The sequence below is a fragment of the Marinobacter sp. EN3 genome, assembly GCF_000475315.1.
GTDB lineage: Bacteria > Pseudomonadota > Gammaproteobacteria > Pseudomonadales > Oleiphilaceae > Marinobacter > Marinobacter nauticus.
On record NZ_AXCC01000001.1, the window covers coordinates 594612 to 613536 of the forward strand.

At 57.9% G+C, this 18925-nt stretch carries 14 protein-coding genes; 4 read left to right on the forward strand and 10 right to left on the reverse strand.

The window, feature by feature from the left end; genetic code table 11:
* Positions 1 to 2: 2 nt before the first annotated feature.
* Together mfd and Q675_RS22330 are read left to right on the forward strand one after the other, a co-directional pair.
* A complete protein-coding gene (gene mfd / locus Q675_RS22325; protein ID WP_023010564.1) occupies positions 3 to 3524 on the forward strand; it encodes a transcription-repair coupling factor in 3522 nt (1173 codons plus the stop codon).
* A gap of 29 nt (positions 3525 to 3553) precedes the next feature.
* Positions 3554 to 4348, forward strand: a complete 795-nt coding sequence (locus tag Q675_RS22330) for a CsiV family protein (RefSeq protein WP_031211002.1) — start codon at positions 3554 to 3556, stop codon at positions 4346 to 4348.
* Here Q675_RS22330 and Q675_RS22335 read toward each other — a convergent pair.
* The 5 genes from Q675_RS22335 to Q675_RS22355 are packed head-to-tail and all read right to left on the reverse strand — an operon-like array spanning position 4329 to position 8569.
* Entirely contained in the window at positions 4329 to 5117 is a 789-nt protein-coding gene (locus tag Q675_RS22335; protein WP_023010566.1) for an S-methyl-5'-thioinosine phosphorylase, read from the reverse strand. The genes Q675_RS22330 and Q675_RS22335 overlap by 20 nt on opposite strands.
* A complete protein-coding gene (locus Q675_RS22340) occupies positions 5114 to 6355 on the reverse strand; it encodes a mechanosensitive ion channel family protein (RefSeq protein WP_023010567.1) in 1242 nt (413 codons plus the stop codon). Before Q675_RS22340 ends, Q675_RS22335 begins: the two co-directional genes overlap by 4 nt.
* 23 nt (positions 6356 to 6378) lie before the next feature.
* The gene (locus tag Q675_RS22345) at positions 6379 to 6879 is read right to left on the reverse strand and encodes a L,D-transpeptidase (RefSeq protein WP_023010568.1); all 501 of its coding nucleotides are present in this window, start codon (positions 6877 to 6879) and stop codon (positions 6379 to 6381) included.
* A 58-nt stretch (positions 6880 to 6937) separates the two neighbouring features.
* On the reverse strand, positions 6938 to 7615 hold the full coding sequence (locus Q675_RS22350) for a TetR/AcrR family transcriptional regulator (protein WP_011785412.1): 678 nt from the start codon (positions 7613 to 7615) through the stop codon (positions 6938 to 6940).
* A gap of 60 nt (positions 7616 to 7675) precedes the next feature.
* A complete protein-coding gene (locus tag Q675_RS22355; RefSeq protein ID WP_023010569.1) occupies positions 7676 to 8569 on the reverse strand; it encodes a hypothetical protein in 894 nt (297 codons plus the stop codon).
* Positions 8570 to 8726: 157 nt separating this feature from the next.
* Between Q675_RS22355 and Q675_RS22360 the strand changes: the two genes are divergently transcribed.
* Positions 8727 to 9344: a riboflavin synthase gene (locus tag Q675_RS22360; protein WP_023010570.1), complete on the forward strand. Its 618-nt coding sequence runs from the start codon at positions 8727 to 8729 to the stop codon at positions 9342 to 9344.
* Between the two features lie 3 nt (positions 9345 to 9347).
* Here the strand turns inward: Q675_RS22360 and Q675_RS22365 are convergent, their stop codons facing one another.
* The 5 genes from Q675_RS22365 to Q675_RS22380 all read right to left on the reverse strand — a co-directional run bounded on the left by Q675_RS22365 (position 9348) and on the right by Q675_RS22380 (position 17798).
* The gene (locus Q675_RS22365; RefSeq protein ID WP_023010571.1) at positions 9348 to 10487 is read right to left on the reverse strand and encodes a class I SAM-dependent methyltransferase; all 1140 of its coding nucleotides are present in this window, start codon (positions 10485 to 10487) and stop codon (positions 9348 to 9350) included.
* Between the two features lie 195 nt (positions 10488 to 10682).
* On the reverse strand, positions 10683 to 11738 hold the full coding sequence (locus Q675_RS22370; protein ID WP_031211003.1) for a class I SAM-dependent methyltransferase: 1056 nt from the start codon (positions 11736 to 11738) through the stop codon (positions 10683 to 10685).
* Between the two features lie 133 nt (positions 11739 to 11871).
* Positions 11872 to 12045: a hypothetical protein gene (locus Q675_RS38280; protein ID WP_014421070.1), complete on the reverse strand. Its 174-nt coding sequence runs from the start codon at positions 12043 to 12045 to the stop codon at positions 11872 to 11874.
* A gap of 126 nt (positions 12046 to 12171) precedes the next feature.
* Positions 12172 to 12849, reverse strand: a complete 678-nt coding sequence (gene can, locus Q675_RS22375; protein ID WP_011785417.1) for a carbonate dehydratase — start codon at positions 12847 to 12849, stop codon at positions 12172 to 12174.
* Between the two features lie 68 nt (positions 12850 to 12917).
* Entirely contained in the window at positions 12918 to 17798 is a 4881-nt protein-coding gene (locus Q675_RS22380; RefSeq protein WP_022991590.1) for an NAD-glutamate dehydrogenase, read from the reverse strand.
* A 143-nt stretch (positions 17799 to 17941) separates the two neighbouring features.
* Between Q675_RS22380 and Q675_RS22385 the strand changes: the two genes are divergently transcribed.
* Positions 17942 to 18904: an AAA family ATPase gene (locus Q675_RS22385; protein WP_011785419.1), complete on the forward strand. Its 963-nt coding sequence runs from the start codon at positions 17942 to 17944 to the stop codon at positions 18902 to 18904.
* Positions 18905 to 18925: the final 21 nt, after the last annotated feature.

The window sequence follows — 18925 nt, forward strand, 5'->3', positions numbered from 1 at the left end:
CCATGACCCAAGGCCAGGCCCAAGCCCCGCTTATCGCCCCCGCTGCCCCTGAAAAGGCTGCCGACCACAGAAAATGGGGGCAGCTGAACGGCTGTGCAGACGCCTTGGCCATCTGCGAGAGCGCCCGCGCCCACAAAGGTCTGACGCTGGTCATTACCCAAAGCACCAGCGAAGCCATCCAGCTGGAGCAATCCATCCGATTTTTCCTGGGGCTGCCCACGGAAGAAGACGGTGCCACCGTTACCTCCGACGGCATCGAACTTTTATCCCTGCCGGACTGGGAAACGCTGCCCTACGATCTTTTTTCGCCACACCAGGACATTACCTCGCGGCGGATTCGCTCCCTGCACCGGTTACCCACCACACGCCACGGCATTCTGGTGGTACCGGCCCGCACCCTGATGCACCGGCTGGCGCCCCCGAGCTACCTGCAGGGCAATACCCTGCTGCTGGAAGTGGGCCAGACCCTGGATATCGACAGCTGGCGCATGCAACTGGAGGCCGCCGGCTATCATCACACCGACAATGTGTACGAACACGGCGAGTATGCGGTGCGAGGGGCCATCCTCGATATTTACCCCATGGGCTCGAACCTGCCCTATCGCATTGATCTGTTCGATGACGAAATCGAGACCCTCCGGACCTTTGACCCGGAAACCCAGAGATCCATCGATAAAACCGAACGCATTGAACTTCTGCCGGCCAATGAATTTCCCTGGCACAAGGAAGCCCGGTCAGGCTTTCGCAATCGCTGGTTTGAATATTTCCCCAATGCCGACAAAGACGCGCCGGTTTACCAGGATGTTACCCACGGCATCACACCGCCTGGCATTGAGTACTATCTTCCACTGTTTTTCGATGAAACCGCCACGCTGTTTGATTATCTGCCGGGCAGCACCCTGGTATTCACCGCCAACGGTCTCAATGATGCCGTCAATGCCTTTGATGCGGAAACCCGGGCCCGTTACGAAGACCGCCGTCACGATCGCCTGCGCCCTATTCTGTCCCCATCCGAGCTGTTTCTGCAGCCGGATGAAGTGTTCGGGCAACTCAAACACCACCCCCGCATTACCTGCAGCAGTCAGGCCGAAGACGGCGCGGGCGCCAGCAACTGCGGTACCGAATCTCTCCCGGATGTCGCCATGGACGGGCGCGCCGCTGATCCGGCTGGGCGCCTCAAACGGTTCATCCAGGAGTTCCACGGGCGCATCCTGATCTGTGCTGAATCGTCCGGGCGCCGGGAGGCGCTGATTGACAACCTGGCCGATCACAAGCTCAAGCTGTCAACCGTGCAGAGCTGGTCGGAATTCCTCGAAAACGAGAGCACCACTCTGGCCATCACCATTGCCCCACTGGAACAGGGCATGGTGTTGCCCGGCCAGAATCTGGCACTGATTACCGAATCGGCGTTGTTTGGCGAGCGGGTGCTGCAGCGTCGTCGTCGCCAGAAACCAACCGAAACCGACGATGCCGGATACCGGGACCTGTCTGAACTGAGAATTGGCGCACCGGTCGTGCATATCGACCATGGCGTGGGGCGCTACAAGGGGCTGGAGACACTCACCGCCGGCGGCCAATCCGACGAATTCCTGACCCTGGAATACGCCGGCGGCTCCAAACTCTATGTACCGGTGTCCAGCCTGCACCTGATTTCCCGTTACGCCGGCACCGATGAGGAACACGCACCGCTCCACAAGCTCGGAACGGAGCGCTGGAGCAACGCCAAGCAAAAAGCGCTGGAAAAGATCCGCGACACCGCAGCAGAACTGCTGGATGTTTACGCCCGCCGGGAAGCCCGGAAAGGCTTCCAGTTTGAAGACCCGAAAGAGGCCTATCGGGCCTTTGCTGCCGGATTCCCGTTCGAGGAGACGCCGGACCAGCAGGTGGCCATCGAATCGGTGTTCGAGGATATGACCAGCGAACGCCCGATGGACCGACTGGTATGCGGCGATGTCGGCTTCGGTAAAACCGAAGTCGCCATGCGCGCAGCTTTTCTGGCCACCTGGTCTGGCAAACAGGTGGCCGTTCTGGTACCCACTACTCTTCTGGCCCAGCAACATTACGAGTCGTTCCGTGACCGGTTCTCGGATACGCCGGTAACTGTAGAGCTTCTGAGTCGCTTCCGCAGCGGCAGCCAGACCAGCAAGGCCATCACTGCCATAGAGGAAGGCAAGGCAGATATCGTCATTGGCACCCACAAGCTGCTGCAAGGCGATATCAACTTCAAGAATCTGGGTCTGGTGATTATCGACGAAGAACACCGGTTTGGCGTTCAGCAGAAGGAAAAACTGAAATCCCTGCGGGCCGAGGTGGATATGCTGACCCTCACCGCCACACCGATTCCCAGAACCCTGAACATGGCCATGGGCCACCTGCGCGACCTGTCCATTATCGCGACCCCACCAGCCCGCCGGCTGTCGGTGAAAACCTTTGTGCGCCAGCGCGACGACGCCATGGTGAAAGAAGCTATTCTCCGGGAAATCCTGCGGGGCGGTCAGGTCTATTTCCTGCACAATGATGTCGCCACCATCGAGAAAACCGCGGAAGATCTTCGCAAACTGATTCCCGAGGCGCGGGTGGGTGTGGCACACGGCCAGATGCGCGAGCGCCAGCTGGAACAGATCATGTCGGATTTCTACCACAAGCGTTTCAACGTACTGGTGTGCACCACTATTGTGGAAACCGGCATCGACATCCCCAGCGCCAACACCATTATTATTGAACGAGCAGACAAATTTGGCCTGGCGCAGCTGCACCAGCTTCGGGGTCGCGTGGGCAGGTCTCATCACCAGGCGTACGCCTATCTGCTGACACCACCGCCAAAGGCCATTTCCACCGATGCCAGGAAGCGACTGGATGCGATTTCCGAATCCCAGGACCTGGGCGCAGGCTTCATGCTGGCCACCCACGACCTGGAAATCCGGGGCGCTGGCGAGCTGCTGGGTGAAGAACAGAGCGGTCAGATCGAAAGCATCGGCTTTACCCTCTACATGCAGCTGCTGGACGAAGCCGTAAAAGCGATTCGCGACGGCCGCACGCCCAACGCCGAATTGCCTCTCAGCCACGGCACCGAGATGAACCTGCGCATTCCGGCCCTGATTCCGGACGACTACCTGCCAGATGTCCACAACCGCCTGATGCTGTACAAGCGCATTGCCAGCGTGAAGGATCGTGAGGCATTAAAAGAACTTCAGGTTGAGATGATTGACCGCTTCGGATTATTACCAGCCCCGGCCAAGAACCTCATGCGCCAGGCACAGCTACGTTTGCAGGCAGAGACTCTGGGCATCGTGAAAGTGGATGCCGGTAAGGAATGGGTGCGGCTTGAGTTCGGGGCAACGACACCGGTCGACCCTCTCGAACTGGTTAAAAAAGTGCAATCCGCTCCGGATCGATACCGGCTCGAAGGCGCCAACAGCTTTCGCTTCCGGCTGAATGATGACTCAACCGATGGTAAACTCGACGCCATCGCAGCGATGCTCGAAGAACTGGCGCCCGACAAGGCCCCGGCAAAGGCATCATGACAAAAAAGGATTCAGGTGGAGTAACGCCCTTGCAAGCTCACATTTTATGCTCCCGGCAAACCCTGGCCAGTGCCGCGCTGTTCGCCTCAGTTGCATTCACACCGGCAACCCTGTGGGCCCAGGGCGCTTCAGGCAATGTCCCGAACGACTACTACCGGGCAGAGCTGGTGATTTTACAGCGTCTGGTGGACCCGGCCGGCATTGAAGAGCAGATGGCGAACAAGTCGGTGGAACCTGTCGAAGAGGCCGGCAAAACCCTTTGGGTGGAGCAGGAATCCGGGGAGCGGGTAACCGAACTCAACCTGGTACCCCGCAACCAACTGCACCTGGGCGAGGCGGCCAACCGGCTCGAGCGAAGCGGTAACTACCGGGTATTGGCGAGTGCCGGCTGGTATGAAGCCTTTCCGCCCGACTACGAGGGCGGACCTCTGCGTGTCGCAATCGGTGACTGGCTGGCCGAGTCTGGCCAACGAGCGGTGGAAGGCCAGATCACCATTGACCGCCAGCGCTACCTGCACGTTAATGTGCAGCTTAACCACTGGGCCGTCAGCGACGATCCCGAGGCTGTGCCGGCAGAGCCTGAAACACCGCCTCAGACCGAAGCGGTTGCGGAGTTTTCCGATCAGGACTCTGGCAATACACTTGATAGCGAAACCGGTGGTTCAGCATCAGAAGGCACCGGTACCGCTTACCAACTCCGTCCGGCACCAGTAGAACTGGTGACCTGGATTCGTGAAACGCGGCGGATGCGCAGTGAGGAAATCCACTTCATCGACTCCCCCACCGTCGGCGTCCTGGTTTTCTTCAAGAAGATTGAGGGGTAAGCGCAAGCTGCCCCAGACTTGCCATGGAACGCTCCAGAATCTGCCGAACGCCGGACATGCCCTGGGCAATCGCTTCTTCAATCTCGGCCATGGTAATAATGTGGTCGGTTTTACCCGCAGCCCAGTTCACCACCAGCCCGAGGCTGACGTACCGCAAGCCCAGCTCTGCCGCCAGCACTGCCTCGGGCATGCCGGTCATACCAACGATGTCACAGCCATCCCGCTCCATCCTGCGGATTTCCGCCGCCGTCTCCAGCCTCGGCCCCTGCGTCGCGCCATAGACGCCAAACCCGGAAAATGACAGCGACGCCGCGCGAGCAGCATCAATCAACACCTGACGCGCTTCCTGATCGTAGGGCCAGGTAAAATCGATGTGTGTGACGTCCTCCAGCTCGCCTTCGAAGAAAGTGCTGGCCCGGCCCCAGGTGTAGTCGATCAGTTGATCCGGGATCACGATGTGGGCCGGCCCCATATTGGCATGTATGCCACCAACCGCGTTTACACCCACCAGCACCCGAGCGCCGGCATCATGCAACGCCTGAATGTTGGCCCGGTAATTGACCTGATGGGGCGGAATCCGGTGCGGGTTACCATGACGCGCCAGAAAGATAACAGGCTGATCACCCAGTTGCCCCCGCACCAGCGTGGAGGAGGGCTCCCCCCACGCAGTTGTCACTGTCTCTTCTCCGGTGATCTGGATATTGCTCAGGCTGGTCAGCCCCGTACCACCGATAATGCCTACCGGCACATTGTTATTCGTTCCTGTCATTCCCCGTCTCCGGATTCTGAATCGGCTTCGCCGTAGCCACCTTCATGGTCAACATTCTTTCCGGATTTTCCGGAATCCGCATCCTGATCGGCGGACTTGTCTTTGGAATCCTCACGCCTGGAGGAATCGCGCCCGTCTACCCGCACCCCATCCGGCAGATGCAGCGTGCGCGTCGGGAAGGCCACCTCGGCGCCATGGTTTTCGATGATGTCACTGATTTTCAGTAACACATCTTCCTTCACCTCATGGAAACGCACCCACTGGGTGGTTTTGGTAAAGGTGTATACCATGATATCCAGTGACGATGAATTAAACGCCAGAAAATTAACGATCAAGGTCTCGTTGGCATCAATCTCTTCATGATTCTTCAGCATCTCCCGGATTTCGTCCACGATGGTTTTCATGGAATGCACATCGGCATAGCGAATGCCGATGGTCTCGTAGATCCGGCGATTGGTCATACGTGATGGGTTTTCCACTGCAATAGTGGTAAACGCCGCATTGGGGACATAAAGCGGGCGCTTGTCGAAGGTGCGAATGGTGGTCAGTCGCCATCCGATATGCTCAACCGTACCCTCAATGCTCCGATCCGGGGATCGAACCCAATCCCCCACCTTGAACGGACGGTCCAAATGGATAATGAAACCACCGAAAAAGTTCGCCAGGAGATCTTTCGCGGCAAAACCAACCGCGATGCCCCCGACACCACCAAATGCCAGCACGCCCGAAATACTGAAGCCCAGGGTTTGCAGGGCGGTCAGAGCGGCGGTAATAATCACAACCGCGCGCGACAGCTTGCTGATGGCATTGACCGTGGTGTAATCCATCGGCTTGCGCATCTTGATCGGAGAGGTGAGGATATTCTCGAACTGTTTGATCAGCCGAATAAAAAACCAGACCACCACCCAGACAAAACCGATCTGAAGCAACGTTCCGTTAGCCTTGAAGACCTCAGCCTCGGAAAAATGGTGAGCCACTTCGGCAGCCCAATACACCCCTTGGAGCCACACGAAAGCCACGACAGGGCGACGGACCGCGTGCAGAATAGCATCATCCCAAAGGTTATGAGTGCTGGCGAATTTGCGCTCCAGCGCAGAAATCACATGACTGGCAATATAGGCAACCGCCGCCGTCCCCAGCACGAGCAGGAAAACCAGCACACCGGCCCGCCAACCTTCAGATAGCAACCCGAACTGCTCTATCCAGCCATTCAGTACACCCAAAACTTCGCCAATCATCCTGTCCCTCTGAATTATGCGGATTAATAGATACTGACTGGAGTCCCCGCTGGAACCCGGTCAAAAAGCTCAACAATATCGGTATTGCGCATCCGGATGCAGCCATGGGATCTGGCAACTCCCATAGGTTCACTGTCCGGCGTGCCGTGGATATAGATAAAACGACGAAAAGTGTCTACCCCCGGCCCACGGTTTCGCCCCCATTCACAGCCACAAAGCCAGAGTATACGGGTAAGAATCCAGTCGCGCCCCGGGTTCGCTGCCGCCAGACTCTGGCTGTAGATCTCGCCAGTGGGGCGGCGCCCACGATACACCGTATTTAATGGCTGCCCTGCCCCGATTCGGGCGCGGATATAATGCTTGCCAACAGGGGTACAGCCACTGCCGTCGGCCTGGCCGGGGCCATTCAGGCCGGTGGATACCGGGTAGCGGGCAATGATATCACCCGATTGAGTAGCCAGTGTCAGGAACTGATTGGCGATATCAATGGACAGGGTAACCCCGGGGGGCTTGTTATCGGGCATTGGTAACGACTTCCCTCCGGCTGCGAACCAGAGGGAAGACTACCCGAGGCGGGGGAGTTCAGGCAACCGAAACGCCTGAAGCGGTAGGCGGCACCAGCATTTTGTCTGGAGCCTTCATGCCTGCGGCCAGGAACGGCACCAGGCGTGCGGCAATTTCCTGAACCGTGGTTTCAACGCCGAGCTTGTTTTCGAGAATATCAATCAGGGCATCACTGCTGGACATGGTGAAGGCCGTCGCTCCCAGCATGAACTGGATGCGCCAGTAGCGATCAACCGAGGACAACTCAGGCGTGGCCTCTTTGAGCAAGCGCATGAAACGACCAAATGGCTCACTGTATTCCTGTTCGAGAAATTTACGCAGGTGGCCCTGAGACTGGGTATAGGCAAGACCGAGCAGGCGCATGAAGATGGATATGCCTTTCTCATTACGCTGAGGCATGCGCACGGCACTTTCCGTAAGCGCCCACAGGGTCTGGTTCAGCGTGGGCGGCTGGCCATCACAACGCTCTTCGAGTTCATCAAAGGCGGTATCCAGGGTGGCCGAAAACGGCGTCAGGAACCGGGCGAACACGGCGTGGATCAGGGCATTCTTAGACCCAAAGTGATAATTGACAGCGGCCAGATTTACCTTAGCCTTACTGGTAATCATACGAAGCGATGTTTCCGAGAACCCACGCTCGGCAAACAGCTCTTCGGCAGCGTCAAGAATGCGGTCAACGGTATCAGACTGCGCCATTTTGTTGTCAGAGCCTCTAGCAAACGTCTGTTTGAAACATACGTTTGAAGGTCTGTCATGTCAAGCTCGGTCTTCAGGAACCGCCGCCACTGCCTGCCAACCCCGGTCTATCGCGTCCTGATTGCCGTCGAAAAACGCTTGCTGGACTTTGCCATAGGCTTTCTCGGCTTCCAGCAGATAGATAAGATACAGCCGAACATGTTCCCGCCGGGTAAGATAACGCGGCAACACCCGTTGCTCAGACAGTCTGAGCAATTCACTGAAGCGGGTATGACGCAGTGTCGGGTTGTACTCTGCCATACGCGCACACTGCCATATCAGCCCGTCCTTTCCCTCCAGGTGGGCCGCATGTTTGCGGGCATCCCGAAGCATGCGCTGACGGCGAATGATCAAATCCATATAGGAGGGGCTGGACGTGTAAATCCGACGGATAAACGGCACTCCCAGCAACAGAATAATCACGAAAGCGCCAAAACCGCCACCGGCTACCCAGGCCGGCACAAAACCGGTCAAACCACTGAGGAAAAACGTCGCAGCCAAAAGGGCACTGAAGATCCAGAGGTCCCGGCTACGCCGCGCAGCTGCCATCTGATAGTTATCCGGCCAGTCCGACATAGCCAGCAAGTTGAAGTCCATCAGCAGAACCCGGTCACACTGCCGTAGCATAAGACGCAGCTTGCGCTGTCGTGACTCCGCCAGCGCCTGCTCGATATCCGGGCTCTCCGACCCGGTCTCGGCAGTCCGATCCTGCGATTCCTGCGCCTCGGGCTGCTCGCTGCCGGATTCAGTATTCTGGCCCTGGTCATCACCAGCCTGCAGGGCAGCGGTTCTTTGCGCCGCATTGAGGGCGGATTCCGGTGTCGCCGGCACCGGATCAGCAGCCCGGCCGGGGCGAAGCACCGCTCCGGATGCGTTGGCCGGATCCGTCTTGTCTACTGCTGTATTTTCCGCCATTGAGCTCACTGTTCTTCAGGTTCTTTATGCAAGTATCGACCTTTACGAATAATTCTTGAATGTCGGCTTTGCCGGCATACGCGGCTTGCTGGCTTCTTGGCAACACTGACAGGCACCGGTATGCTTGCGCCAATCAACGGGTTTCAGGAGATTATGTATGTTTACCGGTATCGTTCAGGGCATTGCACGGGTCGAAAACGTGATCGCGGCGCCGGGCCTGAGTACCTTTTTGATCGATTTCCCGGAAGATCGGGTTCAGGGCGTAACCATCGGTGCCTCGGTTGCCATCAACGGCACCTGTCTGACGGTTACCCGCCAGGAAGGCCACCGGCTGTACTTCGACGCCATGCAGGAAACCCTGCGCTTGACCACCCTCGGCGACCTGAAACCCGGCGACGAAATCAACTTCGAGCGCGCCGCCCGAATCGGCGATGAAATCGGCGGCCATCTGCTCAGTGGCCATATCCACACTACCGCAACCATCGTCGATATTCTGCGGCCGGAAAACAACGTGACCCTATGGTTCGAACTACCGGAAACCTGGGCGAAGTACATCTTCCCCAAAGGCTACATTGCCATCAATGGCGCCAGCCTGACCATTGGCGAGGTGGAAGGTAACCGCTTCAACGTCCACCTTATCCCGGAGACCCTGCGTGCCACCACGTTTGGGAAGGCCACTAAGGGGCAAAAGGTCAACATCGAGATTGATAGTCAAACCCAGACCATCGTGGATACCCTCGCGCGCCTCGGCTACGATCGCCCGGCGACGGTCTGAGAATCACACCGCGCCATTCCGGGCTTCGAACACCACGAATTTCGGGCTTGCAGCTCTCTGTTCAACGCTGCTGAAGTACTGTTTCAGGGAACGGTGATACCCCAGGTGGCGATTGCCCACCATCAATACGCGACCGCCCGGTGCCAGATGCCGGGCGGCATCCCTGAACAGTCTCAGTGCGATGTGATCGCCCACCACGCCACCCTCATGGAAGGGTGGGTTCAGTAGAATAAGCTGATAGTCAGGCAAATCATCTGCAATGCCGTCCTGATGCCATAAGCGTACGCAATCGCCGCCCTCGTACCTGCTCAGGTTATGCTCAACACTGGCAATGGCCTGGCTGGATACGTCACTGAAATGCACTTCGGCACCCGGTCTGCCGGCAAGCGCAGACAACCCGAGCACGCCGTTTCCACACGCCAGATCCAGAATCCGCCCGGCCGGGGGCACTCGACTAACCGCCTGAGGAATCAGCGGTAACAACTCCCGCGTGCCAATATCCAGCTTTTCTCTGGCAAACACTGCGGGCAGTGCCTCAACCGGCCCGGGCAATCCTGCCACCGGGTAGCCGCGCCATTGCTCCTGCCATTCCGGCAATGTGGCCGAGCCACCACGACACACCACTACCCGCGCCTTTTTGCGGGCAGGCAACACCTGTTCGGTAACCACCGCACTGGCGAACACATCAACACTACGATCGGGCAGATGCTTGATCATACCGCCCGCCAGTATGCGTCCGTCTTCCGCCAGCACGCTGTTGAGCCACCGTAACAACCAGGCCAGATAACCGGCCTGACGGGGAATACGGAGCAGCACCAGATCAAAGGGCCCTGAGGGTGGCCGACTCCAGTTCAAAACCGCGGGGCAGTCGGGCAACGCCGGATTGAGCGAAGCGTTCGTCAACAGGGAGTGGGCGAGCGTCGCGCTGTCGGCAACTGTCTGCGGCTGATAGCAGGCAAGCCCGAGGGTCAGCGCACCAAACTGGTCGTCAACCACCAGCACGCGCAAACCGTCTGCCAGATAAGGCTCCGCAGCCGACAACAACAACTCGTCGGCAGCGTCCCAGGCGCGCAGCCCAGCCGTTCCGCCAGGCCGGATCAGGCGGAGGTCACCGGCAGGTGTCTGGAGTCTGGCAGTTGTCATTTTGGGCTTCCGTTGGCAGCTTTCGGGAAAATAAACACTTTTAGGCTGTTTATTCTAGAAATTAAACCTAAGTTAGGGGTGTTCACGCCGAACACCCTTTCCGGTCATGCCCCAGCCCTGACCCGGCTGGACGGCCGCATTTTTCCGGACAAGATCTTTTGCCCCTTACCCCAGGGGCTTTTTTCTGTCTGTTTTTCAGCCCGACTTTTTCCGAAATGCCCGGTAAACGGTAAACCGCCGGTCCTGCGCGAGTTTCTCAACCGGGCCGATGTGTTGTCGAATCAGGGCTTCATACGGCAGAAAACTGTTGGCCACCAGCCTCAGCTCGCCGCCGTGCGCGAGATGCGCGGCCACCTGGGCCAGGAACTGCTCGGTCATGGATGTATCGGTTTTTACACCGGTGTGGAAAGGCGGGTTGCTGATCACGGCCGGCCAGTTGCCTTGAACGACAGCCAGGCCATCGGCGGCAAAAATCTCACCGTTTACTCCTGCCTTACGGTAGCTTTCCCGGGCACAGAACACGGCCTGCGCCTGAACATCGGTCCCATCTACTCGAATCGGCTTCTTCCCCGCCAACTGATGAAAACCATGCAACCAGGATCCGATAACGCCTGCACCGCAAGCGAAATCGAGCACCCGATCGACACCCAGGGGTGACTCAGCCAGGGTTTCCAACAACATCCGGGTGCCATCGTCCAGTCGACCCAGACTGAAAACGCCTGGCAAGCCGGCAACAGAGAGCGCCACGCCAGCGCAGGAAAGCTCCGTCCAGCTGAGCCAGTCAGTCAACCGGAATTCGGTCAGGGGTTGGGTATTTCTGCCGCACCAGACCTGGCAATGGCGGGCGCTGTCGACCTTTACAACCTCCCCGGCGACGACGGAAAACTGCTTTATGGCACCGGCAATGCCTTCCTTCTTCTCGCCAATAACCACCAGTGCCGCACCTGGTTTGCCGAGGTAACGAGCCAAAGCCAGGCGGAGCTCACATTCAGCCCGGGCTTTAGGCAAAAATACCACCACGGTATCGCAAGAGCCCTGCTGCTGCCGATCTGGCTCGTAACCAAAACAGCCAGCCCAGTCACTGTCATGGGACAGGATTTGCCAAAGACCGGCGTGCTCGGTCATCGCGATACCGGGAAACGGGCATCGGTGCAAAAGCGATGCATCCGAGACGCCTAACAGCGCTGGGCGTCCATTCAACAGATGCGCATTGCGGAGCAGAACTTCGTGGGTATTGGGCAGTGCAGACATGGGTAGCGGACCATTGCCAGAATCATGAGCCGCGTATGCTAACCGGAAAAAAGCCCCGAGTCTGCCCTGTGGCATCAGTCGGGGCTGTCGCTATCGGGGTCGGCCTCTGGGGCCGCCCGGGAAGAGCCAGATATTATTTGTAACGTGCAACCGTACCCACACGCAGGGCGTCTTCAGGTGACATTCCCCAATCTTCCGGGGTGCGTGCTTCGGTGCGCTTGGCCTCAGCCCTTGCGCTATCCATGGCAGAACTTTCGTTTCTGCGGGTTCCCAGTGCCTGCAGGGCTTTCTGCATCAGTTCTTTCATGGTTTACCTCCCTTACTGCTTACAGTTGCTACTGTAACAGACGCGGAAGGTCACTACTGTGATGACGCCACGGGTCAGGAAGTGACGGGCATCACGATTTTTTGACAGTTTTTGACAATCTTCGCATTATATTTTTTGGCGCCCGGAGCGGACCGGTCGCTCGATCAGCTCATCCAGGCTGGACTGACGAATCGTTTCCCGGTCTGCCTCACTGGCGATCGACAGCCCCATATCCCTCAACAACCCGTCGGCCACGTCGTAAACGAAACCGTGCACGGTCAATGGCTGGCCGCGACGCCAGGCTTCCTGAACGATGTTGTTCTGGCACACATGCCCCACCTGCTCTACCACGTTCAGCTCACACAGGCGGTCTACCCGGTCCTGTACATTGGGAATGGCGTCCAGTACGGACTGGTGACGGTCACGCACGTCCTGAACATGGCGCAGCCAATTTGAAATCAGGCCAAAGCCTTCGTTCAGCAATGCCGCGCGCACGCCACCACAACCGTAATGCCCCACTACCAATACGTGTTTGACCTTCAACACTTCGATGGCGAACTGGAGCACCGACAGGCAGTTGAAATCTGTATGCACAACCACGTTGGCCACGTTTCTGTGCACGAAAAGTTCACCGGGGAGCAAGTCCACAATCTGGTTCGCAGGTACCCGACTGTCGGCACAGCCGATCCACAGGTACTCCGGTGCCTGCTGGTTCGAGAGCCGGTCAAAGAACTTCGGGTCCACCGACTTGATGCCATTGGCCCAGGCCCGGTTCTTGTCCAGTAGATGTTTCAGTGGTGCCATTATCTTGTTGCTCCTGCCATTGATTCCCGCTGCGGGATTGAACGGGAATCAACGGCATAACGCAATAGTCAGTTGGTCGTTACGTCTTCCGGGCTCTGATGCATGGTGCTTTGCGCCAGGTCCAGCAGCTCCCGCAGTGCGACCGAGAACATGGCGTATTCCGGTTCCCTTACGCCTTTGAGTTCCGCCAGCATCGCGTTCCAGCGATCAATCATGTGCTGGTTGCGCTGCTCCCAGGCGTTCACACTATCGGTGACTTTCTCCGGGCTTTCAGCGGTTTTCAGCACACCGGTGGTCAGAGCCCGTTGCTGCCAATCCAGATCCTCCCGGAAGCTTTCCCGCGCCAGGGCCTGCCAATGGGAACTTGGCGTCAACGCTGCGATGGCATTAGCGAACCAGGTCAGGTCGAGACGGTCACCCAGATCGTAGTACAGGTTGGCCACTGTTTTCAGCGGCATGCCTGTGGCTTCCTGTGCCTCGATAATACCAAGAGAGGAATACAGATAGCCGGTTCCTGCCAGCACCGACGCCAGTTCCTTCGGCAAGCCCGCAGCCATCAGCTGATCATTGCGTTTTTCCCAATTGGCACGAGCCTGGTCGCCAAGGTATTCCGGCAGACCCGAGGTAATGGCCCAGACGCTGTCGGCAAACCGCTCCATGTGACTCTGGATATTGAGTTCTGCCCGGCGATTACGAAGCAACCAGCGCACAGCCCGACGCATCAGACGCATCAGATCCTGCATCAGCTCCATCTGCAGATCCGCGGAAACGTGGAAATCCAGCGCTTCAATCTTGTCCCACCAGCTGTCGATGCGGAACACATCCCGGGCAATAATCCAGGCCAGGGCAATGGATGCTGCGTCCGCCCCGGTAGACTGGTTCAGGCGCTCCACAAAGGTAATGCCCATGTGGTTAACCATGTCGTTGGCGATCTGGGTTGCGATGATCTCCCGTCGCAGCTGGTGTTCACCCAGCTCTTTCGAGAAACGCTTGGTCAGATCCCGCGGGAAGACCTTGTACATCTCACCCGCCAGCAGAGGATTGTCCGGCAGATTACTGTCGATCAGCACCTGCTTCAGATCCCCTTTGACGTAGGAAATCAGCACCGACAGTTCCGGCCGCGTCAGCCCTTTCTTGGCCAGCTTGCGCTCTGACAGGGTTTCGTCATCCGGCAGGAACTCCAGTGCCCGGTTGAGCTTGCCTTCGCTCTCGAAGGTATTCATCAGCCGACGATACTCCTCCAGCCGGGTGGCGGCATCCTCGCTGGCGATACTGATGGCCTGGGTCTGACGGTAGTTGTTCTTCAGCACCAGCGAGGCAACATCATCAGTCATTTCCTCCAGCATGATGTTGCGCTGCTTGCCAGTCAGATCGCCCATGGCCACCGCCCGGTTGAGCAGGATCTTCATGTTCACTTCATGGTCAGAGCAGTCCACGCCGCCCGAGTTGTCGATGAAGTCAGTATTCAGGCGACCACCCTTCAGGGCGTATTCAATCCGCCCCATCTGGGTGAAGCCGAGGTTTCCGCCCTCACCTACAACCTTGCAGCGCAGCTCGGCACCATTGATCCGCAGGCCATCATTGGCCTTGTCGCCCACGTCGGAGTGGCTTTCACCGCTGCCCTTCACGTAAGTGCCAATACCACCAATCCAGAGCAGGTCCACTTCGGCCTTGAGGATGTGACTGATCAGCATATTGGGCGGAACGCGGTCCGCCTTGATGCCCAGCAGCTTTTTCATTTCCGGGCTGACCGGAATGGACTTGGCATTGCGGCTGAATACGCCGCCGCCCTTTGAAATCAACTTGCTGTCGTAATCGGTCCAGGCGGAACGCGGCAGTTCAAACAGGCGCTTACGCTCCTTGTAGCTGCGTTCGGCGTCCGGGGTCGGGTCAATGAAGATGTGGATGTGGTTGAAGGCGGCCACCAGCCGGGTTTTTTCCGAGCACAGCAGGCCATTACCAAACACATCGCCCCCCATGTCACCGATGCCGATGGCGGTAAATTCATCCACGGCCGGGTTGATGCCCATCTCACGGAAATGCCGTTCCACGGAGACCCAGGCGCCCCGGGCAGTAATGCCCATTTTCTTGTGGTCATAACCGTTACTGCCACCGGAGGCGAAGGCATCTCCCATCCAGAAGCCATATTCCGCGGCCAGGCCATTAGCGATATCGGAGAAGGTGGCGGTGCCTTTGTCAGCCGCCACCACGAGATAGTGATCGTCTTCGTCATGGCGGATTACCCGCTCCGGCGGCTGGATGCCAGAATCCACCAGGTTATCTGTGATATCCAGCAAGCCCCGGATGAATGTTTTGTAGGCCGCAATACCCTCTGCCTGGAATGCCTCCCGGTCAGACGGATCGGGCAGACGCTTGGCCACGAAGCCACCCTTCGCGCCCACCGGGACAATGACGGCGTTTTTCACTTGCTGCGCTTTTACCAGGCCCAGGATTTCTGTGCGGTAGTCCTCGAAGCGATCCGACCAGCGCAAACCACCACGGGCCACTTTGCCACCACGCAGGTGAACCCCCTCCACACGAGGGGAATACACAAAGATCTCGAACATGGGTAATGGCAGCGGCATGTCCGGAATCTGCGACGGGTCAAATTTCACACTGATGTAGGGCTTGGGCTGGCCCTCGCCATCCGGCTGGTAGTAGTTGGTGCGCAACGTCGCCTGCATCAGCTCCAGATACAGCCGTAGCACGCGATCCTCACTGAGGTTTTCCACTTCATCCAGGCCGGCGTTGAATTCGATTTCCAGTTTCTGCTGGGCCGCCTCGCTTTTACCCTTACTCTTGAAACGCTCAGGGTTGAATCGGACCTCAAAGTACTCCAGCAGGATCCGTGTCAGGTTGACGTGGTTGACCAACGTGTTGGAAATGAACGTCTGACTGTTGGAGAACCGGATCTGGCGCATGTAGCGGGCGTAAGTACGCAGCAACGCGATCTCACGCCAGCTCATGTAGGAGGACAACAACAGGCGGTTAAAGGCGTCGTTTTCGGCTTCACCGTGCCAGACCCGGCGGAACAACTCTTCGAAAATCGGGCGAATACGGTGAATATCCACCATGTTGCCGGTGTGGGATTGCAGGGTAAAGTCATGAATCCAAACCGTTTTACCCGTTCGATCAATCACCTCGAACGGATGCTCGCCAATCACCCGGAAACCGAGATTGTCGAAAATCGGCATCACATCCGACAGTGGCAGCGGCTCGTCCGGATAAAACAGTTTGAAATGCAGCGTGTTCTCGTCTTCTTCCAGGGCCCGGTAGAAGCTCATGGCCAGATCATCGTCGCGGGCAGAGGCAGTGATGTGCTCCAGGTCGATGGCCGCCCGGCGAGGTGAAAACATGTCAGTGTAGCTGGCGGGGAAACCGCCTGCCCAGACGCGATACAGCTCATTGCCCTGCTCTTCGCCATAGGCTTCGCTCAATGCCTCGTAGAGGCCGTCTCGCCAGGACTGGGCGAGCTCAATAACCTTGTCGCGGATCTCCGCCAGCGGCAACTGGCGGTTTTCCACCTGTGGCACCCGGATGGTGAACTGTACCCGGGCAAGCACCGACTCGGAAAAATGAGTAACAAACTCAATGTCCTCGGCCTCCAGGCGATCCAGCAGCACCTGTTCCACCTTCAGGCGCAGCTCCGTGTTGTAGATGTCCCTGGGGAAGAAGGCCAGACAGGTTACAAACTGGCCGTAAACATCCTCCCGCATGAACAGCTCAATCCGGCGACGTTCCTGGATGTACAGAATGTTCTTGGCAACACGCAGCAGTTCGTCGGTTTCAATCTGGAACAGCTCGTCCCGCGGATACAGCGTCAGGATCTGCTCCAGCTCCTTGCCAGCGTAATCGTCGGTCAGGAAGCCGGATCGCTTCATCACGCTCTGGAACTTGCGCCGTAACAGCGGAATCTCATCGGGACGCTCGTTGTAGACTCGAGCGGTGTATAGACCGAGGAAGCGGCGCTCACCCACCACTTCGCCCTTGCTGTTGAATTTCTTGACCGCGATGTAATCCGGATAGGCCGGCCGGTGCACGCGGGACCGCTGCGCCGATTTGGCGAAGATGAAGATGTCATCGGAACGGGTCATTTCATGGCGGGTACGCTGTGGCAGCTCATTCAGCCGAACCCGATCCGGGCGTTCGTTGTTGACCCGAAGAATACCCAGCTCCGAGTTCTCCACCCGGCGTACCACCATGCCCTGCTTGTCCTTGGCAAAGTCGTATTCGTCGTACCCCAGGAATGTGAAGTGGTCATCCACCAGCCAAGACAGAAAAGCCCGGGCTTCTTCCTTACCTTCCTCACTGATTCCAGCCGTGGTGGCATCCAGCTCCTTGACGATCTCGCTGACCTTCTCTTTCACAATCGGGAAATCACCCACCGCAATGCGTACCTCATGCAGCACTTTCTGCAGAGTCTGCTCCAGGTCGCGCAGGTCTTCCGGGGCACTGTGGCGGTCGATTTCAAGCACGATGAACGCTTCGTAGCTTGCGTCCTTCGATGCCTTTTTGGTGGTGTGCAGTTTCTTCAGCTTACCATTGTCATCCCGCTCCACTCGCAGGATGGAATGCTGAATGGAGTGGGTGCCGATTTCCCGCTGATTGATGGCCATGCGCAGGGAATCAATCAGGAACGGAATATTGGGATGGAGAATGAAAACAACGCTGTGGGTGGACTGCCAGCCGTCGCTTTCCAGGTCCGGGTTGAACACCGAAACCGGGGTTTCATCGGCACTGCGTTTTTGCAGGAATTGCCACGCCGCCAGGACGGCACCGTAGGTATCCGAGAAGCGGCGACTGACCAGCTCCTCCAGAGGAATATGAGCATAATGCTGTCTGGCAAAATCCGCGATCTTCTTTGCCTCGGTTTTTGCAATCTTTTCTGAGAACGCATCGGCCAACTGTTCGAAAAACTGATCCTTGCTGGCGATTGTCAGCGCATTCATATCCGACCTCTGGTTTGTGTGAAAGAAACGTAATCAGGGTATCGTCACATAAGCATAGTCAAACCCTTGATTTTTGCCGGCCAGACGCCAAAACTGCGGCAATCACTTACGCAGGCATTCATACATCAAGAGCAGTTATTTTCATGTCGTTACAGCAAACGTTCGGTGATCTCAGAGCACAGCTGGCCAAGCGTATTATTGGCCAGGACAAACTGGTCGACCGGCTACTAATTGCCCTTCTGGCCGATGGCCATCTTCTGGTTGAGGGCGCGCCGGGGCTGGCCAAAACCACCGCGGTGAAAGCACTGGCCGACCATCTGGAGGGTGACTTCCACCGGATCCAGTTCACTCCGGATCTGCTGCCTTCCGATGTCACCGGCAGCGAAATCTACCGCGCGGAGACCGGCACCTTTGAATTCCAGCGCGGCCCCATTTTCCACAACCTGGTGCTGGCCGATGAAATCAACCGGGCACCGGCGAAAGTCCAGTCGGCCCTGCTCGAGGCCATGGGCGAACGCCAGATCAGTGTTGGCATGAGAACCTTTCCCCTGCCCAAACTGTTCATGGTGATGGCGACCCAGAACCCGATTGAACAGGAAGGCACCTACCCGCTGCCGGAAGCCCAGCTTGATCGCTTCCTCATGCATGTGGTGATTGACTATCCCTCTGCCGATGCCGAGCGTGAGATTCTGCACCTTGCGCGCAGTGACTACCGTCAGGGAATCCCGAACGTAGACATTCGTCTAACCCAGGAACAAGTGATGGCCGCCCGGCAGGCGGTTTCGGATATCTACATGGCGGAACCTGTGGAGCAGTACCTGCTGGCGTTGATTCTCGCCACCCGCGATGCCGCAACCCTGGACCCTGAACTCGCTCGATGGACCGCCTTCGGCGCCAGCCCCCGCGGCACTATCGCACTGGACCGATGCGCCCGGGCACTGGCCTGGCTCGATGGACGGGATTACGTGACACCGGACGACGTTCAGACCATGGCTTACGATGTGCTGCGCCACCGGATTCTGTTGACCTTTGAAGCCGAGGCCGAAGGCATGACCGCCGATTCCGTGTTGCAGAGGCTGATCGACCGGGTTCCGGTTGCCGCCTGAGGTGTTGCTGACAGGAGACCA

What these genes read in the sequence shown, in the direction of transcription:
- mfd (WP_023010564.1), top strand. Translation starts at nt 3, where the DNA reads ATGACCCAAGGCCAGGCCCAAGCCCCGCTTATCGCCCCCGCTGCCCCT.
- Q675_RS22335 (WP_023010566.1), bottom strand. Translation starts at nt 5,117, where the DNA reads ATGACAGGAACGAATAACAATGTGCCGGTAGGCATTATCGGTGGTACG.
- Q675_RS22340 (WP_023010567.1), bottom strand. Translation starts at nt 6,355, where the DNA reads ATGATTGGCGAAGTTTTGGGTGTACTGAATGGCTGGATAGAGCAGTTC.
- Q675_RS22345 (WP_023010568.1), bottom strand. Translation starts at nt 6,879, where the DNA reads ATGCCCGATAACAAGCCCCCCGGGGTTACCCTGTCCATTGATATCGCC.
- Q675_RS22350 (WP_011785412.1), bottom strand. Translation starts at nt 7,615, where the DNA reads ATGGCGCAGTCTGATACCGTTGACCGCATTCTTGACGCTGCCGAAGAG.
- Q675_RS22355 (WP_023010569.1), bottom strand. Translation starts at nt 8,569, where the DNA reads ATGGCGGAAAATACAGCAGTAGACAAGACGGATCCGGCCAACGCATCC.
- Q675_RS22360 (WP_023010570.1), top strand. Translation starts at nt 8,727, where the DNA reads ATGTTTACCGGTATCGTTCAGGGCATTGCACGGGTCGAAAACGTGATC.
- Q675_RS22365 (WP_023010571.1), bottom strand. Translation starts at nt 10,487, where the DNA reads ATGACAACTGCCAGACTCCAGACACCTGCCGGTGACCTCCGCCTGATC.
- Q675_RS22370 (WP_031211003.1), bottom strand. Translation starts at nt 11,738, where the DNA reads ATGTCTGCACTGCCCAATACCCACGAAGTTCTGCTCCGCAATGCGCAT.
- Q675_RS38280 (WP_014421070.1), bottom strand. Translation starts at nt 12,045, where the DNA reads ATGAAAGAACTGATGCAGAAAGCCCTGCAGGCACTGGGAACCCGCAGA.
- can (WP_011785417.1), bottom strand. Translation starts at nt 12,849, where the DNA reads ATGGCACCACTGAAACATCTACTGGACAAGAACCGGGCCTGGGCCAAT.
- Q675_RS22380 (WP_022991590.1), bottom strand. Translation starts at nt 17,798, where the DNA reads ATGAATGCGCTGACAATCGCCAGCAAGGATCAGTTTTTCGAACAGTTG.
- Q675_RS22385 (WP_011785419.1), top strand. Translation starts at nt 17,942, where the DNA reads ATGTCGTTACAGCAAACGTTCGGTGATCTCAGAGCACAGCTGGCCAAG.